This window comes from Streptomyces coeruleofuscus, assembly GCF_039532725.1.
Classification (GTDB): Bacteria; Actinomycetota; Actinomycetes; order Streptomycetales; family Streptomycetaceae; genus Streptomyces; species Streptomyces coeruleofuscus.
On record NZ_BAAASE010000004.1, the window covers coordinates 243,164 to 261,250 of the forward strand.

Here is an 18,087-nt window from a genome sequence, read left to right on the forward strand (position 1 = left end):
CGCCGTGCCTCAGGAGCCGGTGCGCCGCGGGGCCGCCGGGTCCGGGACGGCCCGCGTCATCCCCGGCAGGAAGTCCGTGAACAGCTCGTGCACCTCGCGCACCAGCGGCCGCAGCACTCGGAAGCGGGCCAGGGCGACGCCCCGCGCGGTGAGCCGTGCGCCGCGCTCGGCGAGCCGGTAGCTGCGCTCCCGTCCCTCGGTCCGGTCGAAGATCCAGTACAGGACGAGCCCCATCTGGGACAGCCACATCAACTCCGGCAGGATGCCCCGCAGTTCCTCGGGCACCTTGGTCTTGGTCGCCCCGGCCAGTACCTCCCGGTGGACGCTGATGGCCTCCTCGCGCGCGTGCTCCGACTCCGGGGAGAAGGGGCTGAGCGGGCTGTCCGGGTCGGCGGCGTTCTTGAAGAACTGCACCGCGAACTCGTGGTAGGGGGCCGCGATGTCCAGCCACGCCCGCAGCACGCCCGCGAGCCGGGCCTCGAGATCGGTCTCCCGGTCCAGGATCTCGCGGACCGCCACCTGGTGCTCGGCGGCGATCCGGTCGTAGAAGCCCTGGATCAGGTGCTCCTTGCCCGCGAAGTAGTAATACGCGTTGCCGACGGAGACCCCGGCCTCCGTGGCGATGGCCCGCATCGTCGTCTTGTCGTAGCCGCGCTCCTGGAACAGCCGCATGGCCGTCTCCAGGATCAGGGCGCGGGTCTGCTCGGACTTGCTGGGGGTGGCGCCGTCGTCGGGGCCGTCGTTCTTCGCGGGCACGGGAAGAGAGCCTAACGTCAGCGCCCCGGCGCCGGGTGAGGGGCGCAGGTGCCGTCGGTGCAGCCCGGCGCGGTGTAGGTCCAGCCGAGGGCCGGATCGTAGGACCACCCGTCCGCCCGCCGGTACACCCGGCCACCCCACCGCGCCCCGCCCTGCTGCCCCCGGTTCCACTGCGCCCCGCGCCACTTGGCGGCGGCCAGCACCGCGCCCCTGGCGAGCCGGGCGCCGGAGGGAGTGCTCAGCCGGTGGGCCAGCGGCCGGTGCTCGCGCAGCGCCCACAGGGTGACGACCCAGGCGGCGGGGCCCCGGTAGACCTGCCCGGCGTCGCCGATGACGGTGATCTCGTCGAGGGTGGCGCCATGGTCGAGGCCGGGAAAGCGCCGCCGGGCCTCCTCGGAGCCGGCCGGGACCAGCTCCAGCGGCACCAGCTGAGGCTGCCGCAGGAGCCAGTCGCGCAGGAACGCGCACAGGGAGCACTCGGCGTCGTACAGGACGGCGAGCCGGTGGACCGGGGCGGGTGTGTTCGTGCCGGTCGCGTTCGTGCCGGTGGCGTTCATGCCGGTCTCCGCTCAGGCCCGCGCCGACGGGGCGACCCAGCCCTGCGGCGGCACCGGCGGCACTTGCTCCCGCTCCATGGCGCCCCGGCGCCGGATCCGGTTGAGCACGTAGACGTTGGCCAGGTGCATCACGCCGAGCACCAGCAGCACCACGCCGAGCTTGGTCGACAGGGCCTCGAAGACGCCGCGCGTGTCGGTGATGGTCTCGTCGCCGCTCAGGTACAGCGCGACGAACCCGAGGTTGACGAGGTAGAAGCCGACCACCAGGAGGTGATTCACGGCCTCGGCGAGCTTCTCGTTGCCGTGCAGCACGTCGGCGAGGAAGATCCTCCCGTTCCGGCTGAGCGTGCGGGCCACCCAGATGGTCAGACCGACGCTGACCAGCAGGTAGATGACGTAGGCGACGACCGTGCGGTCCATTGCCCCACCCTTCTTGAACATGTTCAAAACGCTGTCGGGGATGACCCTAGACCTCTTTTTGAACATGTTCAATACGTGCTCCGGGGTGATTGTCAGTGGTGCCTCGTACTGTCGTCGGCATGGCAATCGTGACGTTCGTCGACGAGACGACAGCGGGGGAGCGGCGGGCGGCCTGGGGGCTGGAGATCGCCGAGGAGCGGCTGACCGCACGGGAGTTGATCCGGCGCCGGGTGTTCCAGGAGGTCGCCGAGTTCAACGCCCGTACGCCGGAGGTGTTCCAGGGGCTCGTCCAGCCCGAGGACGCCGAGCGCGTGCTGAACGGATACGCGCTGCGCACGCCCCGCCGGATCGACCCCGAGGCACAGACGGCCCTGGCCCTGCGGGCGTTCGCGGGGAACGGCTTCCTGGTGCTGGTGGGGGACCGTCAGGTCACCGACCTAGACGAGGAGATCGAGCTGACGCTCGGCACCGAGGTCACGTTCCTGAAGCTCGTGCCCCTGGTCGGTGGCTGATGAGCGCCTTCCGCACGCCCCGGTCGCACACGGACCGGCTGCGCAACAGGATCGCCGACGGCGACATGGTCCGGGTCGCTGAAGAGGCGCTGCGCGTTGTGGACTTCAGCCGCGGCACCTGGGGTGGCCGCTGGGAGCAGGTGCTGAACCAGCTCCGCGACCTGCCGGCCGAGCGCCGCCGTGAGCTGCTGCACGCCCTGGCCGACCGCTTCGGGCAGGCCGGTGACGACACGGAGGACCGCTGCCGCCATCTCGCCCTGTGCGGCCTGGTGTCCGAAGACCTGGACGACGACCCACTGGCCGCCGAGCGGCACCGGGCCCTGGACGACCTGGCCCGGCGGCAGACCTTCTGGTATGCGGCCCGCTTCGACGTCCTGGCCCGGGCCGAACTGGCGGCGGGCCGCCCGCTCCCCCCGCCTGTAGTGGCCGTCGTCCGCCGTGCGTCCCTCGACGCCTACCGAGGGGACGACCTGACGGTGCTGGCCCGGCAGCTCACCGACCCCGTCCTCAACGTCGGCGAGGCATGGGCCGAACAGGCCATGCGCGATGCCACGACTCCCGACTGGCAGGCCCTCCTCAGACACCTGCTGACGGCCACGGCGTCCAAGCCCACGGCCAAGTGGGACAAGGGGGCGCGTGCCCTGCTGGAAACGCTGGGCACGGAGGCCGTCCGCGAGAGGCTCCTGTCCTGGCTCGCTCTCGTCGGCCGCCCCCGCACCCTCCAGCTGGAGCCCCGCGCGTGGGATCCGGACATCAACAGCGCCTACGACCCGTACAACGCGACAGCCCTGCGCGGCCTGGCCTGGCTCCTCTCCCTCCTGCCGCCCCACCCCGGCACGGCCCGGGCCCTCGGCGCGCTGGTGGAGACCTCACTGCGGAAGGTCGCGGGCATCGGCCCCCGCAACCCCAAGGTCGCCAACGCGGGCGTCGTCGCGCTCGCCCGCATCGACTCCGAGGCCGCCCTCGCCGAACTCGCCCGGCTGGCCACGCGGGTGACGTACAAGAACACCGCCAAGCTCCTCGACACGGCCTTGGAGGCCCGGGCCACCGCGCTCGGCCTCAGCCGCGAGGAGATCGAGGAACTGGCGGTCCCGGCCTACGGACTCACGGAGGTCGGCCGCGCGACGCACCGCCTGGGCGAGGCGACGGCCCTGCTGGAGATCCAGGGCACCCGGGCCGTGCTCGTCTGGCGCAACGCGGTCGGCAAACCGGTCAAGAGCGTGCCCGCAGTGGTGAAGCGCGACCACGCCGACGAGCTGAAGGAACTGAAGACCGCGGTCAAGGACATCGACAAGATGCTCTCGGCGCAGAGCGAACGCCTGGACCGCCAGTTCCTGGCCCGCCGCAGCTGGTCGTACGCCGTCTGGCGAGAGCGCTACCTCGACCACCCATTGGTGGGCACACTGGCCCGCCGCCTGCTGTGGACGATCGACGGCAGGACGGCCGGATACGCGGACGGCGAGCTGCGTACCCTGGCCGACGAACCGCTCACGCGGGGGACGCGGGTCGAACTCTGGCACCCGGTCGGCCGCGAACCCGCCGAGATCGTCGCCTGGCGCGACTGGCTGGAGCGGCACGGCATCACGCAGCCGTTCAAACAGGCCCACCGCGAGATCTACCTGCTCACCGACGCCGAGCGCGCCACCCGCACCTACTCCAACCGCTTCGCGGCCCACGTCCTGCGCCAGCATCAGTTCAACTCCCTGGCCGCGATCCGCGGCTGGCGCAACAAGCTCCGCCTGTGCGTCGACGACTCGGCCCCACCCGCCACCCGGGAGCTGCCGCAGTGGGGCCTGCGCGCCGAGTACTGGATCGAGGGCGACGGCGAGGAGTACGGCGTCGACACCACCGACTCCGGCAGCTATCTGCGCCTGCGCACCGACCAGGTCCGCTTCTACCCGATCGACGCCCCGGAGAACTGGGCCCACTGCTACGGCGGCGAGTACGCCATGTGGCTCCGCGACGGCCAGGATCCCGTCGCCCCGGTTCCCCTGGAGGACATCCCGCCCCTGGTCCTCTCCGAAGTCCTGCGCGACGTCGACCTGTTCGTCGGCGTCTCCAGCATCGGGAACGACCCGACCTGGCAGGACGGTGGCCCCGGCGGCCGCTTCCAGGAGTACTGGACGTCGTACGGCTTCGGCGAACTCAACCAGAGCGCCGAGACCCGCAGGCTCCTGCTCGAACACCTGGTCCCCCGCCTGGCGATAGCCGACCGCTGCACCCTGGAGGGCCGCTTCCTCCATGTGAAGGGCGACCGCCACACGTACAAGATCCACCTGGGCTCGGGCAACATCCTCAGAACCCCGAACGACCAGTACCTCTGCATCGTCCCGAAGTCCGACCCGTCGGCCCCGCGGACGGGCTACCTCCCCTACGAGGGCGACCGCATGCTGGCGGTGATCCTCAGCAAGGCGATGCTGCTGGCGGAGGATACGAGGATCACGGACCCTTCGATTCTCAGCCAGTTGTGATGGAGCCCGCGATGGTGCTGCGGCCTCGGCTCATTCGCTCGTTTTCGCCTGGCCGGCCCTGAGGATCTCGGCCGCGTCGAGGGTCACCTTCGCGCCGATGGAGTCGGGGAGAGTGACGAGCTCGCCGGCGGCATGAGGACGGTGGTTCTCGTATCCGCTTCCCACCGGGCCGGTCAGGACGTGGAGGCGCTGGTGCTTGCGGTCGACGACGACGTAGACCGGAACCTTGGCCTCGGCGTAGGCGGCGACCTTGGTCTTGAGGTCGTCCTTCCAGTTCCCGGACGTGACTTCCAGGACGAGACGGAAGCAGGCCGGATCGTAGGCGTTGTTCTCGACGAGGTGGTCGTCGATGTCGGCGTCCACCACCACGAGGTCGGGGATGGCGTAGTCCTCGGCGCCGGTGGGGAGCCAGAGGCCGACGTTCTGGAGGACCTCGGTCTCGCCGCCATGCAGCCCTGCGGCGATGAACGGGATCATGAGGCCCGTGAGGGCACGGGCATGAGGTGCATCCGGGGACGGGGTCACGAGGAGATGGCCTCCGATGATCTCGACGCGGTAGCCCGGATGGCGCTCCATGATCTCGTCGGCGATGGTCGTGAGGGTGACCGGCTCTTCGTCGTGGAAGGGCTGCTCGACGGAAGCTGCGGACATCAGGTGCCTCCTGGGAACTGGTGTCGAGAGCATCATGGTAGGTCGGACGACGCCTGCGCGGCCTTCACGACCCCTTTCGCCCGATGGTGTGGCATATGCCAGAAGGCCCCGTCTCCAGCGGAAACGGGGCCCTCATCAGCAAGCGATCGGCTCAGTAGCGGCGCGTGATCAGCGCCCGCTTCACCTCGGCGATCGCCTTCGTGACCTCGATGCCGCGCGGGCAGGCGTCCGTGCAGTTGAAGGTCGTGCGGCAGCGCCAGACGCCGTCGCGGTCGTTGAGGATCTCCAGGCGCTGCTCGCCCGCCTCGTCACGCGAGTCGAAGATGAAGCGGTGCGCGTTGACGATGGCCGCCGGGCCGAAGTACTGGCCGTCGTTCCAGAAGACCGGGCACGACGTCGTGCAGGCCGCGCAGAGGATGCACTTCGTCGTGTCGTCGAAGCGCTCGCGGTCCTCGGCCGTCTGGAGACGCTCGCGCGTGGGCTCGTTCGTGTCCTTCGTGATGAGGAAGGGCATGACGTCCCGGTACGCCTGGAAGAACGGCTCCATGTCCACGACCAGGTCCTTCAGGACCGTCAGGCCCTTTATGGCCTCGACCGTGATCGGCTTCTCGGGGTTGATGTCCTTGATCAGCGTCTTGCAGGCGAGGCGGTTCTTGCCGTTGATCCGCATCGCGTCCGAGCCGCAGATGCCGTGGGCGCAGGAACGGCGGAACGTGAGGGTGCCGTCGAGTTCCCACTTGATCTTGTGGAGGGCGTCGAGGACGCGCTCCTTCGGGTCGATCTCCAGCTGGAAGTCTTCCCAGCTCGCCTCCGCCGCGACCTCCGGGTTGAACCGGCGGATGCGGAAGGTGACCGTGATGTAGGGGGAGTCGGCGAAGCCGGGCTCGGGCTTTCCGGCCGCGTCCGACTTGTCCAGAACGGGGGTAGCCATCAGTACTTACGCTCCATCGGCTGGTAGCGGGTCTGGACGACCGGCTTGTAGTCGAGACGGACGGTTTCGGAGCCGTCGGCGCCGACCTCGCGGTACGCCATGGTGTGCCGCATGAAGTTGACGTCGTCGCGGTTCGGGTAGTCCTCGCGGTAGTGACCGCCGCGGGACTCCTTGCGGGCGAGCGCGGAGACCGCCATGACCTCGGCGAGGTCGAGCAGGTTGCCCAGCTCGATGGCCTCCAGCAGGTCCGTGTTGAACCGCTTGCCCTTGTCCTGGATCGAGACGTTCAGGTAGCGCTCGCGCAGCTCCGCGATCTTCTCGACCGCCGTCTTGATCGTCTGCTCGGTACGGAACACCATGACGTTGGCGTCCATGGTCTCCTGGAGCTCACGGCGCAGCGTCGTCACGCGCTCGGTGCCGGTGGAGTCGCGCAGCATCTCCACCTGCTTGATCACGAACTCGGCCGGGTTCTCCGGCAGCTCGACGAAGTCCGCCGTCTGGGAGTACTCGGCCGCGGCGATGCCGGCCCGCTTGCCGAAGACGTTGATGTCCAGCAGCGAGTTGGTGCCCAGGCGGTTCGCGCCGTGCACCGACACGCAGGCGACCTCGCCGGCCGCGTACAGGCCCGGGACGACCGTGGTGTTGTCCGCCAGGACCTCACCCTCGACGTTCGTCGGGATGCCGCCCATGGCGTAGTGCGCGGTGGGCTGGATCGGGATCGGGTCCGTGTACGGCTCGATGCCGAGGTACGTACGGGCGAACTCCGTGATGTCGGGCAGCTTGGCGTCCAGCTGCTCCGGCGGGAGGTGGGTGAGGTCCAGGTAGACGTGGTCGCCCTCGGGGCCGCAGCCACGGCCTTCGCGGATCTCCGTGTAGATGGACCTTGACACCACGTCTCGCGACGCCAGGTCCTTCATGACCGGCGCGTACTTCTCCATGAAGCGCTCGCCGTCCTTGTTGCGGAGGATGCCGCCCTCACCACGGGCGCCCTCCGTCAGCAGGATGCCCATGCGCCAGATGCCGGTCGGGTGGAACTGGAAGAACTCCATGTCCTCCAGCGGGATGCCCCGGCGGTAGACCGCCGCCTGGCCGTCACCCGTCAGCGTGTGCGCGTTCGACGTCACCTTGAAGAACTTGCCGCAGCCGCCGGACGCGTAGATCACGGCCTTCGCCTGGAAGACGTGGATCTCGCCGGTGGCGAGCTCGTACGCCACCACACCGGCCGAGCGCTTGACGCCGTCGACCTCGGTGATCAGCTGGTCCAGGACGTAGAACTCGTTGAAGAACTCCACGCCCTCCTTGACGCAGTTCTGGTACAGCGTCTGGAGGATCATGTGGCCGGTGCGGTCGGCCGCGTAGCAGGAGCGGCGGACCGGGGCCTCGCCGTGGTTCCGGCTGTGACCGCCGAAGCGGCGCTGGTCGATCGTGCCGTTCGGCGTGCGGTTGAACGGCAGGCCCATCTTCTCCAGGTCGAGGACGGAGTCGATGGCCTCCTTCGCCAGGATCTCGGCGGCGTCCTGGTCGACCAGGTAGTCACCGCCCTTGACCGTGTCGAAGGTGTGCCACTCCCAGTTGTCCTCCTCCACGTTGGCCAGCGCGGCGGCCATGCCGCCCTGCGCGGCGCCCGTGTGGGAGCGGGTGGGGTAGAGCTTGGTGAGCACGGCGGTGCGGCTGCGCTTCGTCGACTCGATGGCGGCGCGCATACCGGCGCCACCGGCGCCGACGATGACGGTGTCGTACTTGTGGATCTTCATGATTCTCGCAGCCCCGTGCCTAGCGGATGTTCGGGTCGAAGGTGAAGATCACCAGCGTGCCCAGCAGGATGGTGAACACCGTGGCGGTGTAGAGCAGGCCCTTGAGCCACAGCCGGGTGTTCGCGCGCTCCGCGTAGTCGTTGATGACCGTGCGCAGGCCGTTGGCGCCGTGCAGCATCGCGAGCCACAGCATCAGCAGGTCCCAGACCTGCCAGAAGGGGCTCGCCCAGCGGCCCGCCACGAAGGCGAAGCCGATCTTGGAGACACCGCCGTCCAGCACGAGCTGGATCAGCAGGTGGCCGAGGACCAGCACGACCAGCACCACGCCCGACAGGCGCATGAACAGCCAGGCGGCCAGCTCGAAGTTGCCCCGGGTGGTCTTCGGGGTCTTCCTGGTGCGCTTGCGCGGGGCCTCGATGAAGGGGGCGGGGTTGTCGACGGTGTAGACGGCGCCGCCCTCGACGGGGCCGACGCCCGCGGCGGTCTTGTCAGTCGTGGACATTGGCGTCAGCTCCCGAACAGTTCACGAGCGGCGTGGCCGAGGACGGGGTAGATCGCCCCGAGCATCAGCACGAGCCACAGGGCGACGACGGTCCAGAGCATCTGCTTCTGGTAGCGGGCGCCCTTGATCCAGAAGTCGACGGCGATGACGCGCAGGCCGTTGAGCGCGTGGAAGAGGATGGCGGCGACGAGGCCGTACTCCAGCAGCGCGACGATCGGCGTCTTGTACGTGGCCACGACGGTGTCGTAGGCCTCGGGCGACACACGGACGAGTGCGGTGTCCAGCACGTGAACGAACAGGAAGAAGAAGATGAGGACGCCGGTGACTCGATGAGCCACCCAGGACCACATTCCTTCCCGGCCGCGGTACAGCGTTCCAGCCGGCACGGAAGTTTCCTCCGGGAGCGGGGATTGGGGCCGCGCCGGCTTGGTGTGTCGGTCGGGCCCGGCCGGGTACGGTCCACCGGCCCCCAGCATCGTAGCGAGACGCTGCCGCTGGGCTGAGCCGGGGTCTGGCTGTGTGATCAAACTGGCATGCGTACGGGCTAGCCTGCGGCGGCTTCTGGGGTGGGGTGTCCTGTTATCTGCCGGGCGCGGGTTCGCTGTGGCTTGTCGCGCAGTTCCCCGCGCCCCTGAGGGTGCTGACCAAACGGGCCCTTGCGAGGTGCCGGAGTTCTTCCGCCACCACCACGCGTTCCTCCTCTGGATCGTTGGTCAATCGTGACCGGATGCCCTCCAGGATGTGGTCCAGGCATTCACCCTGAGGCACCCCCTCCAGGCAAATGACGAACACATGCCCGAAGCGGGCCTCGTAGGCGGCATGGGCCGCGCTGAGGGCCGTGTGGGCCGCGGTGTAGGTGTCCGGCGGGAGGGTCGGCAGGGACTCGGCCGCCAGGGCCTCGGTCAGGTCGGGCCAGGTCAGGTCGTAGGCCGCCTCATCGGCCGCGGCCAGCAGGGAGTCCAGGTCCGGATAGGGGCGGTGTTCCGCGACGCGCCGGGACCAGCGGGGGCTGCGCAGGCAGGAGAGGAGCGTCTGCTCCAGGGCCTGGGCGGAGGCTGCGTTGAAGTGCTCCACCGGTATGGCGAGTCGGCCGGGGAGGTCTGGGAGACGGTGCGCAGGCAGCGTGGGTCCTCGTGGGCGTCACGTGTGTCGGCAGGGCATGTTGTGAGAGATGTGACGTCACGCTATCGAGTGCGACCGTGACGTGTCCGACGGATGCCCGAATTTCACCCGGGAGAGAGAGATTCGGAACGCGTGGTGGACGCGCGTGGGACGGCGTCGCGTCTTAGGTTGGCGGGGTGAGTCAGCACAGGCGCCGGGTTCCGGCGAAGCAGACGAAGCAAGGGAAACAGCGGCAGGTGCTGGTCGTGGCCATGGCCGTCGCCCTGGTCGTGATCGCGGCCGGGGTGAGCCTGGGGCTCTGGGCGGCCTCGGGCGGCGACGGCGGGGCCACCGGGCCGGAGGCCAGACCCTCCCAGGGCCGGACCGCGGCCGCCCCGCACGGCACCTCGCCGGAGGACAGCCCGAGTCCGAGCCGCTCGTACGCCCTGTCCAAGGCCCCGCGGACGATCCCCGCCGTGCGCGAGCACACCGCGGCGCGTGGCCCGGGCTGGCGTCCCGCGAGCGGGAACCGCGTCGTCGTGGACGACCCGGCACTGGCCGACGAGGGCCGGCTGGTCGCCGGTGAGCTGGGGCTGGCGTACGAGGGTGAGAAGGACGACCGGCGTGCCGGGGACCTGCGGCTGACGCTGAACGAGGACAAGGGCGCGAACCCGGAGTCGTACGTCATGACCGTGCGCGGCGGGCGCGTGGAGATCAGCGGGCCCGCCGACGCGGGCGTCTTCTACGGCACCCGCACCCTCAAGCAGGAGGTGCACGACGGCGGCACGGCGCCCGAGGGCGTGGTGCGGGACGAGCCGGCCAAGGCGCAGCGCGGGTTCATGCTGGACATCGCGCGCAAGAACTTCACGGCCGACTGGATCGAGGACCGGGTCCGCGAGCTGGGCGATCTGAAGTTCAACCAGCTCGGTCTGCACTTCTCCGACGACCAGGGGTTCCGGATCGAGTCCGACTCGCACCCGGAGATCGTGTCCCAGCAGCATCTGACCAAGGCGCAGGTGCGGAAGATCGTCGACCTCGCGGAGAGCCGCCACATCACCGTCGTGCCCGAGATCGACTCCCCGGGGCACCTCGGCGCGGTCATCGACGCCCACCCCGACCTCCAGCTGCGCACCGCGCAGGGGTCGGCGGTGCAGGGGGCCATCGACATCTCCAAGAGCGAGAGCGCCGACATCGTCGACGACCTGCTGAACGAGTACGCGGATCTCTTCCCGGGCGGGCCGTGGCACCTCGGCGGTGACGAGTACCAGGCGCTGGTGCGCTCGGACCCGGAGGCGTCGTTCCCGCAGCTGGCCTCCGCAGCGCGGGAGAGGTACGGCTCCGGCGCGACGGTCGCCGACCTCACCACCGGCTGGCTCAACGACCGGGCCGACACCGTCCGCAAGCACCAGCGCACCCCGCGGGCGTGGAACGACGGTTTCTTCCGCGGCACCTCCGTCAAGGCCGACAAGGACATCCAGGTCGCCTACTGGACGGGCAAGGAGATCGGCGCCCGGCAGCCGGCCGAGTATCTGGGCGAGGGCCGGAAGGTGATCAACTACAACGACGAGTTCCTGTACTACGTGCTGGGCCAGCCCCAGACCTTCGTCTATCCGACGGGGCAGCGGATCTACGAGCAGTGGACGCCGCGGGTGCTGCGCGGCACCACGGCCGTGCCGGAGCGCTACGACGGGCAGATCCTCGGCGGGTCCTTCGCCGTCTGGTGCGACCTCGCCGACTCGCAGACGCAGGACCAGGTCGCGGCCGGGATCCGGATGCCGCTGCGGGCGACCGTCCAGAAGCTGTGGGACCCGGACAAGCCGGAGCTGTCCTGGGCGGAGTTCCGGGCGCTTGCGGACAGGCTCGGCTGACCGCACACGAATTGGCCCGTACGGCTGCGAACTGCCGTACGGGTGTGGTGGTCTTCTGGCGGGAGCCGAATCGAATATGCCGGGGGGAACCGGAGCATGGGGTACTGGGGGTACTTCGTCGTGGGCCGTGGGGAGCGGCCGCTGGCGGAGCTGGACGCGCTCGCGGGGGCGACGGACGGAATGGTGCGGCGCACCTCGGCGCCGGACGGGTGGCAGGTCTGGGAGTACCCGAGCAGCGACGGCGACGTCGGGACCATGAACGCCCTCGCCCGGGAGACCGGGGCGCCCGCGCTGTTCGGGTACGTCATGAACAGCGAGTGCGTGGTGCTGGAGGCCGCGGCGCCGGAGAGCGGGACGTGGACGACCTGCCTCGCCCGGGCCGCCATGGCCGGGTACCTGGGGGCCGGCCGGGAGGGCCTCACGCTGGAGGACTACTTCCTCGAACCCCGCGACGCCGCCGAGCGCGCCGTCCGCTGGGCCTCCGAGGCCGGGCGCGAAGTGAACGTCGACGCACTGGTGGACGTACTCACTTCAGACCCCGATCCCCTGGCCGAAAACCTCTTCTTCAGCTTCCTCGACCGACTGGGTGTCGTGCCCCTGTGACGTTCCGGGGCCGTTGCGCGCAGTAAGGGGAAGTGCGGGTTCCGTGAGGGGTGAGGGCTGGAAGCGGCCTGGTAGGGCCCTGGACAAGGCCCGCGGAGGGAGGCGTGGATGAGCCTGGTGGAGTTGATCGCACAGGCCGACGAACGCGGGCTGGCCGCGAGCGGGCTGGCTTGTTTGGATCGGTGCGTGCCCCTGCTGGGCGGCGACGACGAGATCCTGCGGCCGCTGTGGGCGAGCCTCACCGACGATGCCGGTACCGGTGACTGGGGAGAGGGGCTGGAGCAGGTGCGCGGGAAGCTGGACGCCGCCGGCACCGGGGACGAGGCGGTCGTGCTCGCCCAGCGGATGCTCGAGGCCGCCCCCGCCGAGCGGTCCCACGCCGGGGTACGGGTGTGGGCCGACGCCTGTTCCGTCGCCGCCCTCCAGATCCACCGCCTCCTCGACACCGCCCAGGACGACGCCTCCTCGGTCGACGTGCGCCGCGAGGGCCGTACGGAGGGCATGTCGCCGCTCGTCGCCGCGGAACTGCGTCGCCAGATCACCGTCCTGGAGGTCCTGGCCGGACACGGCCCGGCCGGGCTGCGGCGCGCGCTGGAGGTGTCGATCGAGGGGCGGCGGGTGCTGCGCGCGGTCGTCTCGCGCCGGAGTCGGCAGCGGAGCTGAGGGCCGGGCCGCCGAGGCTCCTGACCGGCCTAAACCCCCGTTCCTGGGAGAGTCCTGTGACCGTCCCCCGGGTGAGGTGGGGCGGTCCTGCGCCGCTTCCGGGAAGTCGCCGGATCCGGGTGACGAATCGCTTCGCCGCAGCGCTTTCCGGAGTGTGACGACTCAAGCGGAAACCAGGCCCTCGGCCGCGTCGAAGCCGCTGCGGTGGGCGGCGGACACGGTGGCGACGATGCGCGAGGGAGCACGGCTGCACCTCGACTACTCGGCACAGAGTCTGTGGAGCATCGACCGGATGATCGAGGGGATACGGCGGGAGGGAGCGCCGTTGGCCGCCGTGCAGGAGGTGCTGCGCGGGTTCGGGGCCTACGCCGGTGAGGTGATGGCGCGTCAGGCCGGGGCCGAGTGGTGGGCGACGGGCGGCGACCACTGGATCCGCACCCCCGACGGCCGCCTCTGGGACCCGATCGACGAGGCCCGCCGCTGCTACGCCGGGCACGGCTCGCTGCGGCTGATGTGCCGGGACGCGACGACTGCCGGGCCCCGGCCCTAGCGTCGGCGATCACCGCGCCCCGGCAACGGCGTCAGCGACTGCCGGGCCCCGGTGCCGGTGTCAGCGATCGCCGCGTCCTGGAGCTGGCGTCAGCGATCGCCGCGTCCCGGTGTCGGCGTCAGCGATCCCCGCGTCCTGGCGCCGGCATCACCGACCGCCCCGCCCCGGCGCTGGCCTCAGCGATCGCCGCGTCCCGGTGCCAGCGTCAGCGATCACCCCGCCCCGGCGCTGGCCTCACTGATCGCCGCGTCCCTGTGCCGGTGTCAGCGATCACCCTGCCCGGGCGCTGGCCTCACTGATCGCCGCGCCCCGGCGCTGGCCTTAGCGATCGCCGCGTCCCAGCACTGGCGTCAGCGCGGGAGCGTCACCGTGGTCTCGACCTCGGGTCCGGGAGCGGTCGGCTCCGGGGCCGGGTCTTCGAGCTTCCTCGCCTTCCCGGCGAGGGTGCGGATCTCGGGCAGGTCGTCGTAGAGGTGCTGGCCGGGGCACTCGGTCGGGTAGCCGTCGCGGTGGCCGGGGATGCGGGGCAGCGTGGCCTTCTGGCCCGCCTTGTACTTGCCGTTGTCGGCACCGGCGGTCAGCACCACCGTCCCGGTCGGGTCGATGCCGTACAGGCCGAGCTTCCAGGCCGCGACCTTGGCGACCGACTCGCGCACCGCGGTGTTCGCGGTCGTCTTGCTGTAGTCGCCGAGCACCGAGACGCTGCTGGTGCCGGTGTTGAAGCCGTAGGTGTGCGCGCCGAGGACGGGTTTGTCGATGCCGCCCGCGCGCCCCTCGAAGACCCTGCCGCACTTGTCGACGACGAAGTGGTAGCCGATGTCGTTCCAGCCGTTGCTGCGCACGTGGTAGAGGAACACGCCGCGCACGACGGACGCCGACTCGGCGCAGGTGTAGTCGTTGGTGCCCGCGGTGTGGTGGACGAACATCGCCCGGGTGCCGGTGGTGTAGGTGGGCGGGTCCTTCACCAGGGACTCGTCGGCGCCCCAGCCGGAGCGCGACGTGACGGCGGGACGTTCGGCGTTGGGCCCACCGGCGGCCGGTTCGGCCGCGGCCGGTTCGTCGATGTCCGGTACGTCGATGTCCGGTACGTCGACGTCCGGTTCGTCGATGTCCGGTTCGACGAGCGCGGCGTGCACGGCGTCCGGCCCGCCGTCCGGGTCGATCAGCTCGACGCGCAGCCCCTCGGGCAGCCGCGCGCCCGACACCCGCACCTGGACGCCGTCCGAGGGCCCGGTCCACAGTGGCTGGGTGCCGCCGCGGACCCCGGCGCGGAGGCGGTCGGGTCCGGCCTCGGGCGTACGGACGTCGGTGTCGAGCGCGCGCCACGTGCTCCATTCGCCGCTCTCGCGGGAGCGGGTGCGCACCAGCGCGGTGCCGTCCAGGGCCACGTCCGGGTCGTCCCAGGTGACACCGATCATGCTGAACGGCTCGGTGGTGCGCGGGGCGAGGGACCGCTCGTGCCCCTCGCCGTCCGGCACCCGGACGGTGTGCACGCCGTCGGAGGAGGAGGCCCGGGCGGGTGGGGTGAGGCCGAGCGCGCCGGCGGCCAGCGCGGTGGCGACGGCGGTGTGCAGCAGGAGGCGTGTCATTCGGGGCTCGATTCCGGTCCTCTTGGGGGCGGCGTGATGTCGTGAACGTCATTCCCGCCCGCCGAGCCGTCCGTTCGCGCGCCCGGAGAAATCCGGCGAACGGAGGACGGGCCGCCGACGACGACAGGGGCCCCGCGCGGTGCGCGGGGCCCCTGTTCTCACCTGGACTGACGACTTGTCACGGCGTCAGCGTCTGGCCCAGGCGGGCGTCCGTCGGGGTGCCCAGCGTGGACTTGCTGAAGATGACGGAGTCGGCGTAGCCGAGGCCGATGCTGTTGCTCGGCAGGTGCAGCAGGATGCCGTCCGTGCTGTCCTCGCCTTCCGCGCCGAACGTCAGGTCCGCTCGGCCGTAGCCGGACAGGTCCGTCAGCGACACCGCCGAGCCGAAGGTGTCCCCGCTCTCGGAGACCCCGGGGACGCCGGAGGTGTCCTGCGAGATGCCGATCGAGCCGGACCCGGTGAGTCCCGAGGACGTGCCCTTCAGCAGGACCGCGTTGCCCGCGTTGACGCGGTTCGCACCGTCGCGCGCCCAGTCTTCGTCCGGGACGCCCACGAGTGCGTCCGCGTAGCCGTCGGCGTTGTAGTCGCCGACCGAGACGGAGCTGCCGAAGGCGTCGCCGGACTCGTTGCCGCCGGGCACGTACGCCGTGTCCTGGTGGACGACCTTCATGCCGGTCGTCGTGAATCCGGTGGAGGTGCCCAGGAGCATGGTGACCTGACCGGCGCTGGATCCGCCCGACTCGGACGCGACCGGCTGGCCGATGACGAGGTCGTCGTAGCCGTTGCCGTCGATGTCACCGGCCGCGAGGGCGCGACCGCCCTTGACGGAGATGACGCCCACCTTGGTCAGGCCGGTCGCCGAGCCCGCGAAGCGGACGACCCGGCCGATGCCGCCGGTGTCGCGGTAGTTGAGGGCGATGTCCGCGTAGCCGTCCCGGTTGAAGTCGCCGGTCGCGGCGTCGAGGTAGGAGACGGCGCCCGTGGCCGTGGTGAGGGTGCCGTACTTGGTGGCACCGCCGGTCAGGCGGGCGTTCCAGTTGCCGCCCTTGCCGGTGCCGGCGGAGAAGACGTCCGCCTTGCCGTCGCCGTTGAAGTCGCCGACGGCGACCGTGGAGCCGAGCTTGGCGCCCGTGGAGGTGATCCCTGACGTGGTGTAGGAGAAGCCGGAGTCGAGGGCGGGGCCGTACAGCACCGTGACCGCGCCGCGGTCGGCGTGACCGCTGGTGTCGTCCTCACCGGGTGCGCCGATCGTGAGGTCGGCGTGGCCGTCGCCGTTGACGTCGCCCCACGCCGTGGACGTGCCGAAGCCGTCACCGGACTCGTGGGAGCCGGGGACGCCGGGGCCGCTCTGGCCGAGCGTCACCTTGGCGGCGGTGACCGGGCCGTCGATCCCGCCCGGGACGACGGTGACGGTGCCGCCGCCGCTGAGGGCCCGGGGCGTGCCCGCGACCAGGTCGGTGACGCCGTCCCGGTTGTGGTCGGAGGTGGCGAGGGCGTGCGAGATGCCCGGGGTCTTGGCGACCTGGGCGATCCGGGAGAGCTGGGAGTAGAGGTTCGCGCCGGGGCAGGCGGTGGCGTTGGTGTCCCGGTGGCCGAAGACCCGGGGCAGGGTGATCGAGGTGTCCTTGGCGACCTTGTTGCCGTCCTGGCCGGCCGGGCTGCCGGAGGTGAGCGTCACCTTGCCCGTCGGGTCGATGCCGTACATCCCGAACTTCCAGGCCACGAGCCGGGAGATGGCGTCGAGCGCGGCGCGGCTCGGCCGGGCCTTCTCGAAGTTGCCGATGTACGAGATGCCGACGGTGTCGGTGTTGAAGCCGACGTCGTGGGCGCCGGTGACCGGCAGGTCCATGCCGCCGCTGCGGCCCTCGAAGATCTGGCCGCACTTGTCGACGAGGAAGTTGTAGCCGAGGTCGTAGTAGCCGCGCGCGAAGTGCTCCTGCTGGATGGAACGCAGCCGGGCGCGGGACTGGGCGCAGGACAGGGTGTTGTCGCTGTCCATGCCGGTGTGGTGGACGACGGCGGCCTTGATCTCGGTGCCGTAGGCCGGAGTGCCGTCGTACTCCGTGGAGGCTCCCCACTCGGCCTGCGTGATGATCGGCGGCTTGACGACCGTCGAGGGGCGGGGCGCGGGGACCGTGGGGGTCGGGGACGCGGAGGCCGTCGGGGAGGGGGAGGCGGGTGCCGACGGGGACGCCGTGTCGCCGGGGGTGCCGGTCGGCGAGGCCGTCTCGGTGGGGTCGGCCGTCTCGGTCGGGGTGGCCGTATCCGTCGGAGTGGCCGTATCCGTCGGGGTTTCGGTGGGGACCGTCGGCTCCGTGGTCGGGGAGGCGGTCTCCTCGGCGTAGGCCGCGGGCCGGATGCCGCCCTCCGGGTCGGTGCCCGGGTCGAGGAGTTTCACGTCCATGCCGGCGGGCTGGCCGCCCGCTTCGGTGCCGTCCGCGTTCACGACGCGCACCTCGACACCGTCGGCGTCGCCGGTCCAGAGGGACTCGGTGCCGCCACGCAGCGCGGCCCGCTCGCCCTCCGCGCCGTCGGCCTGGCCCGGTTCGGACGACAGCTTCTGCCAGCCGGACCAGCGCCTGCTCTCCAGATCCCTGGTCCGCACCTCCGCCGTACCCCGCACCGGGGCGTCGGGGTCGTCCCAGGTCACGAGCACCGCGCTGAACCGGTCGGTGTCCTGCTTGGCCAGGCCCTTGCGTCCGGACCCCTTGTCCTTGAGCTTCACGGTGTGGACGGCCGGCTCGCGGCTCTCGGACGCCCCGCCGGAACCGCCGGGCGGATCGGCCATCGCGTAAGTGACGACCCCTGCGCCGCTCAGGACGACGGCGCCGACGGTCAGCCACACCCGTCTCTTCAGACCGAGCGGTTTGTACGCACGCGTGCTGCGAGGACTCAACTACCCCACCCCTAGAACTGGACACATAGGCACCCGCTGTCACACAGGTGCCACTCACCCAGCGCACACCTGTGGCCAAACATCACCCGGTTGTGCCGCTGTCCCGGTCCGTGGTGCGTGCGGAAATCCCGCCTGCTGTGACATTTCTCCGGAGCCCGGCGCTGATGATCGTGGAGGACGTGGCACGGACGCGTTCCCCGCGGTACGGGCGCACAGGGCAGGGCATGCCGGGCATCCGGGATGTCCGGGCCGGAGCGCACCCG

At 70.9% G+C, this 18,087-nt stretch carries 17 protein-coding genes; 6 read left to right on the forward strand and 11 right to left on the reverse strand.

Features of this window, described 5'->3' with window-relative positions:
- Positions 1 to 9: 9 nt before the first annotated feature.
- From ABFX81_RS16510 to ABFX81_RS16520, 3 genes are read right to left on the reverse strand one after another with little or no spacing between them, the layout of a single operon-like run.
- Positions 10 to 756, reverse strand: a complete 747-nt coding sequence (locus tag ABFX81_RS16510; RefSeq protein WP_346138255.1) for a TetR/AcrR family transcriptional regulator — start codon at positions 754 to 756, stop codon at positions 10 to 12.
- Positions 757 to 773: 17 nt separating this feature from the next.
- Entirely contained in the window at positions 774 to 1,313 is a 540-nt protein-coding gene (locus tag ABFX81_RS16515) for a thiol-disulfide oxidoreductase DCC family protein (RefSeq protein ID WP_346138256.1), read from the reverse strand.
- 12 nt (positions 1,314 to 1,325) lie between these two features.
- A complete protein-coding gene (locus tag ABFX81_RS16520; protein WP_086850372.1) occupies positions 1,326 to 1,733 on the reverse strand; it encodes a hypothetical protein in 408 nt (135 codons plus the stop codon).
- Positions 1,734 to 1,852: 119 nt separating this feature from the next.
- On the opposite strand from ABFX81_RS16520, the gene ABFX81_RS16525 reads away from it, so the two are divergent.
- Complete coding sequence (locus tag ABFX81_RS16525; RefSeq protein WP_086850371.1) at positions 1,853 to 2,245, forward strand: hypothetical protein; 393 nt, start codon at positions 1,853 to 1,855, stop codon at positions 2,243 to 2,245.
- The gene (locus ABFX81_RS16530) at positions 2,245 to 4,716 is read left to right on the forward strand and encodes a DUF4132 domain-containing protein (RefSeq protein WP_086850370.1); all 2,472 of its coding nucleotides are present in this window, start codon (positions 2,245 to 2,247) and stop codon (positions 4,714 to 4,716) included. Before ABFX81_RS16525 ends, ABFX81_RS16530 begins: the two co-directional genes overlap by 1 nt.
- A 30-nt stretch (positions 4,717 to 4,746) precedes the next feature.
- Here the strand turns inward: ABFX81_RS16530 and ABFX81_RS16535 are convergent, their stop codons facing one another.
- The 6 genes from ABFX81_RS16535 to ABFX81_RS16560 all read right to left on the reverse strand — a co-directional run bounded on the left by ABFX81_RS16535 (position 4,747) and on the right by ABFX81_RS16560 (position 9,628).
- Positions 4,747 to 5,367: a Uma2 family endonuclease gene (locus tag ABFX81_RS16535; protein WP_086850369.1), complete on the reverse strand. Its 621-nt coding sequence runs from the start codon at positions 5,365 to 5,367 to the stop codon at positions 4,747 to 4,749.
- 151 nt (positions 5,368 to 5,518) lie between these two features.
- Positions 5,519 to 6,298 carry a succinate dehydrogenase iron-sulfur subunit gene (locus ABFX81_RS16540; RefSeq protein ID WP_086604082.1) on the reverse strand — a complete coding sequence of 260 codons (780 nt, stop codon included), beginning with the start codon at positions 6,296 to 6,298 and terminating at the stop codon, positions 5,519 to 5,521.
- Positions 6,298 to 8,052 carry a succinate dehydrogenase flavoprotein subunit gene (sdhA, locus tag ABFX81_RS16545; RefSeq protein WP_086850368.1) on the reverse strand — a complete coding sequence of 585 codons (1,755 nt, stop codon included), beginning with the start codon at positions 8,050 to 8,052 and terminating at the stop codon, positions 6,298 to 6,300. The genes ABFX81_RS16540 and sdhA overlap by 1 nt, the downstream gene beginning before the upstream one ends.
- 19 nt (positions 8,053 to 8,071) lie before the next feature.
- On the reverse strand, positions 8,072 to 8,554 hold the full coding sequence (locus tag ABFX81_RS16550; RefSeq protein ID WP_086850367.1) for a succinate dehydrogenase/fumarate reductase transmembrane subunit: 483 nt from the start codon (positions 8,552 to 8,554) through the stop codon (positions 8,072 to 8,074).
- 5 nt (positions 8,555 to 8,559) lie between these two features.
- Positions 8,560 to 8,940, reverse strand: coding sequence for a succinate dehydrogenase, cytochrome b556 subunit (sdhC, locus tag ABFX81_RS16555; RefSeq protein ID WP_086850366.1), 381 nt, complete (start codon positions 8,938 to 8,940; stop codon positions 8,560 to 8,562).
- Between the two features lie 193 nt (positions 8,941 to 9,133).
- Positions 9,134 to 9,628 carry a 2-oxo-4-hydroxy-4-carboxy-5-ureidoimidazoline decarboxylase gene (locus ABFX81_RS16560; RefSeq protein ID WP_086850365.1) on the reverse strand — a complete coding sequence of 165 codons (495 nt, stop codon included), beginning with the start codon at positions 9,626 to 9,628 and terminating at the stop codon, positions 9,134 to 9,136.
- A 299-nt stretch (positions 9,629 to 9,927) separates the two neighbouring features.
- Between ABFX81_RS16560 and ABFX81_RS16565 the strand changes: the two genes are divergently transcribed.
- The 4 genes from ABFX81_RS16565 to ABFX81_RS16580 all read left to right on the forward strand — a co-directional run bounded on the left by ABFX81_RS16565 (position 9,928) and on the right by ABFX81_RS16580 (position 13,339).
- The gene (locus ABFX81_RS16565) at positions 9,928 to 11,523 is read left to right on the forward strand and encodes a family 20 glycosylhydrolase (protein WP_086850373.1); all 1,596 of its coding nucleotides are present in this window, start codon (positions 9,928 to 9,930) and stop codon (positions 11,521 to 11,523) included.
- Between the two features lie 96 nt (positions 11,524 to 11,619).
- The gene (locus tag ABFX81_RS16570; protein ID WP_086850364.1) at positions 11,620 to 12,126 is read left to right on the forward strand and encodes a hypothetical protein; all 507 of its coding nucleotides are present in this window, start codon (positions 11,620 to 11,622) and stop codon (positions 12,124 to 12,126) included.
- 108 nt (positions 12,127 to 12,234) lie between these two features.
- On the forward strand, positions 12,235 to 12,789 hold the full coding sequence (locus ABFX81_RS16575) for a hypothetical protein (RefSeq protein ID WP_086850363.1): 555 nt from the start codon (positions 12,235 to 12,237) through the stop codon (positions 12,787 to 12,789).
- Between the two features lie 154 nt (positions 12,790 to 12,943).
- Positions 12,944 to 13,339 carry a hypothetical protein gene (locus ABFX81_RS16580; protein ID WP_086850361.1) on the forward strand — a complete coding sequence of 132 codons (396 nt, stop codon included), beginning with the start codon at positions 12,944 to 12,946 and terminating at the stop codon, positions 13,337 to 13,339.
- Positions 13,340 to 13,689: 350 nt separating this feature from the next.
- Here the strand turns inward: ABFX81_RS16580 and ABFX81_RS16585 are convergent, their stop codons facing one another.
- Entirely contained in the window at positions 13,690 to 14,928 is a 1,239-nt protein-coding gene (locus tag ABFX81_RS16585; protein ID WP_086850360.1) for an N-acetylmuramoyl-L-alanine amidase, read from the reverse strand.
- A 178-nt stretch (positions 14,929 to 15,106) separates the two neighbouring features.
- Positions 15,107 to 17,716, reverse strand: a complete 2,610-nt coding sequence (locus ABFX81_RS16590; RefSeq protein ID WP_346138372.1) for an N-acetylmuramoyl-L-alanine amidase — start codon at positions 17,714 to 17,716, stop codon at positions 15,107 to 15,109.
- Positions 17,717 to 18,087 lie beyond the last annotated feature (371 nt).